Source organism: Leucobacter sp. M11 (assembly GCF_035726885.1).
In the GTDB taxonomy this organism is placed as follows: Bacteria; Actinomycetota; Actinomycetes; order Actinomycetales; family Microbacteriaceae; genus JAPFRB01.
The window spans coordinates 148,472-151,622 of record NZ_JAPFRB010000005.1; the positions used below are offsets into that span (position 1 = coordinate 148,472).

The following is a 3,151-nucleotide window of genomic DNA, read 5'->3' on the forward strand; positions in this document are numbered from 1 at the left end:
AGGTACTCGGCCTCGACGGTTTCGCCGTTCTCCAGGCTGATCACCACGCCGTTGTCGTCCTGCGACACGGACTGGAAGCGGACGCCGAGCTTGTAGTCGATGCCGCGCTTGCGGAACGCGCGCTCGAGCTGCTTGGAGACCGAGGGCTCCTCGTTGGGTACCAGGTTCGGCAGGCCCTCAATGATGGTGACCTCGGCGCCGAAGGAGCGCCAGACGCTCGCGAACTCGACGCCGATAACCCCGCCGCCGAGCACGGCAACCTTCTTGGGGAGCACGTTGAGCTCGAGGGCCTTCTCGGAGTCGATGACGCGGCCCCCGAGCTCCAGCCCGGGGAGGCTGCGCGAGTAGGAACCGGTCGCCAGCACGACGTGCTTGCCGATCACGCGGTCCTCGCCCACCTGCACGGTGTTCGGGGCAACGAGGCGACCCTCGCCCGCGATCACGTCAACCTTGCGGGCCTTGAGGAGCCCCTGCAGGCCCTTGAACTTCTTCGCGACGATGTTCTCGCGGTACGCGGAAACGGCAGCGATGTCGATGCCGGTGAGATCTGCCTGGACGCCGTACTTAGCGGCGTCACGGGCGTTGTCGGCGATCTCGGCCGAGTGCAGCAGGGCCTTGGTGGGCACGCAACCGCGGTGCAAACAGGTCCCGCCCAGCTTGTCTTTTTCGATGACGACCGCGGTCATGCCCAGTTCGATCGCGCGAATCGCGGTGGCGTAGCCTGCGCTACCTCCGCCGAGAACAACGACGTCGTAGTTTTGTTCAGCCAAGTGGGGTCTCCCTCGGAGTTTTGATATGTGCAGAAGCTCGGGGTGTGCCGCGGTGCGTGGTGGCGCCCTGCGGCACACCCACAAGCTTACTCCTTCGAAGCGGAGTCGGTTGAGAGGAAGCCGGACAGCAGCGCGATGAGGGAGCGCACGGTCGTGCCCGTGGCCCCCGCGCCCGTGAACCCGTACGGAGCGCCCTCGTTTGCGGCGGGTCCGGCGATGTCCAGGTGGCCCCAGTCAATGGGGCCGGAGCCGTCCTTCCGGTCGCCGATAAAGTCGCGCAGGAACGCGGCGGCGATGAGCATGCCCCCGGCGCGGTTGCCGGGCTTCATGTTCCGGATGTCCGCGATGTCCGAGTCGAGCATGGGGCGCAGCTCGGGGGTGAGCGGCATCTCCCAGAGCAGCTCGCCCTGGGAGCGGCCCGCCGCGGCGAGTTCCGCCACGATCGCGCCGTGTCCGATCAGGCCGACCGTGCGGGTGCCGAGGGCGACCTCGGCGGCGCCGGTCAGGGTCGCCACGTCGATGATCGCGTCCGGGTGCTCCTCGCTCGCGGCGGCGAGGGCATCGGCGAGGACCAGGCGGCCCTCGGCGTCCGTGTTCAGGACCTCGATGGTCTCGCCGTTGCGCGCGGTGAGGACATCGCCCGGACGGATCGCGTTGCCGGAGGGCATGTTCTCGGCCAGCGGCATCCACGCGGTGACCGCGACCGGCAGGCCGAGCTCCTCGGCCGCCTGCACGACGGCCAGCACGGTGGCCGCGCCGGTCATGTCGTACTTCATCCCGATCATCGCGGCCGGGGGCTTCAGGGAGAGGCCGCCGGTGTCGAAGGTGATGCCCTTGCCCACGAGCGCGATGTGGCGCTCTGCGCCCTCGGGGCGGTAGTCCACGCGCAGCAGACGGGGGCCGCGCTCGGAGCCCTGCCCGACGCCCGCGATTCCGCCGAAGCCGTCGGCGACGAGGGCGTCCTCGTCCCAGACCCGGTGCTCCAGGCGGCGGCCCTCGATCCCGTCGAGGGCGACCGCAACGAAGCGCGCCGGGGTCATCGACAGCGCCGGCTCGTTCACGAGGTCCTTGGTGCGGGTGACGGCGCGGGCGATCACCTCGGCCCGGGCGATGGTCGCCGGGGCGGAGGGGCTCTCGGTGTACACGGAGACCGCGAGCGTCTCGCGCTGCTTCCGCGTGATCCCCCGAGCGGCGTCGTAGCGGTACCCGCCGAGGAGGAGACCCTCGGCGATCGCGGCAAGCTCGGGCTCGGCGCTGTTGGGCAGCACCGCGGTCAGCTCGGTTACGCCCGTGAGCTGGCGGACCGCGCTGCCGGCGGCGGCGCGCAGCGCCTCGGTGCTCAGCTCCGAGCCGAGGCCCGCGATCAGCAGCACGCGGTCGCCCTCGGGGGAGGGGACGACCGTGCGGACGAGCTGGTCGCGGCTGCCGGTCACGCCGAGCGCGGCGAGGGGCAGCGTCGGCAGGCCGAGCTCCGGGGGGTCGAGGAGGGTGGGGCCGTCCGGTCCGGCGAGGGCCCCGACCAAAACGGCGGAGCTGCTGCGCGGGAACTGATCGGTCGGACTGAGTTGTACGGGAAGAACAGATGCAACGGTCATAGCAACGAGTCTGGCACGGCTCCGGCCCCGGATGCAGGGGCTGTCGGGTCTCGAATTCGGCTGTTGGCGGACACGGCCCCGTTCTCAGCACGGCCGCGTAGAATCGAGGCGTGTCTGAATCTCTGTTTTCGCGAGCTGCTGCCGGCGCCCCCGAGCTGGTGCCGAGCGGCCTGCCGTTGGTGATCGCCCTGACCGGTTTCTCCGATGCCGGGGGAGCGGTCGCGCAACTCGAAGAGTACTTCTGGGGCAATTCCGGCCTGGAAACCCTCGTGACCTTCGACACCGACGAGCTCTACGACTACCGGGCCCGCCGCCCCACGATCGTCTTTAACGGGGAGCACCTGAGCGACTACGACGCCCCGGAGCTGGCCCTGTATCTCGCGAAGGACGACCTCGAGCACCCCTTCCTGCTCCTCATGGGCGTGGAACCGGACTTCCGCTGGGAGGGTTTCGTGACGGCGGTGCAGGGCCTCGTCGCCGAGTATCAGGTGGCGAGCATGACCTGGGTGCACAGCATCCCGATGCCCGTGCCGCACACCCGCCCCACCGCGGTCACCGTCAGCGGAACCCGGCTCGACCTGATCGAGGCGCGCTCCGTCTGGAAGCCCACGACGCAGCTGTCGGCAACGGCGGGCCACCTGCTGGAGCTGCGGCTCATGGATCGCGGCCTCGCCGTGACCGGCTTCGCGCTCCTGATCCCGCACTACCTCGCCGAGAACGAGTACCCGGCAGCCCTGCTTGCCGCGCTCGAAAACATCATGAGCTCGACGGGGCTGATTCTGCCCA

3 protein-coding genes are annotated in these 3,151 nt (G+C 69.8%); 1 reads left to right on the forward strand and 2 read right to left on the reverse strand.

Annotated features, from left to right (window positions below):
* Both OOT08_RS16035 and OOT08_RS16040 read right to left on the reverse strand, forming a co-directional pair.
* Positions 1-770: FAD-dependent oxidoreductase (locus OOT08_RS16035; protein WP_325093828.1), on the reverse strand; the 770-nt coding region annotated here is incomplete at its 3' end.
* Positions 771-856: 86 nt separating this feature from the next.
* Positions 857-2,365: a leucyl aminopeptidase gene (locus tag OOT08_RS16040; RefSeq protein ID WP_325093829.1), complete on the reverse strand. Its 1,509-nt coding sequence runs from the start codon at positions 2,363-2,365 to the stop codon at positions 857-859.
* 110 nt (positions 2,366-2,475) lie between these two features.
* Between OOT08_RS16040 and OOT08_RS16045 the strand changes: the two genes are divergently transcribed.
* On the forward strand, positions 2,476-3,151 hold a 676-nt coding region (locus tag OOT08_RS16045; RefSeq protein ID WP_325093830.1), incomplete at its 3' end, for a proteasome assembly chaperone family protein.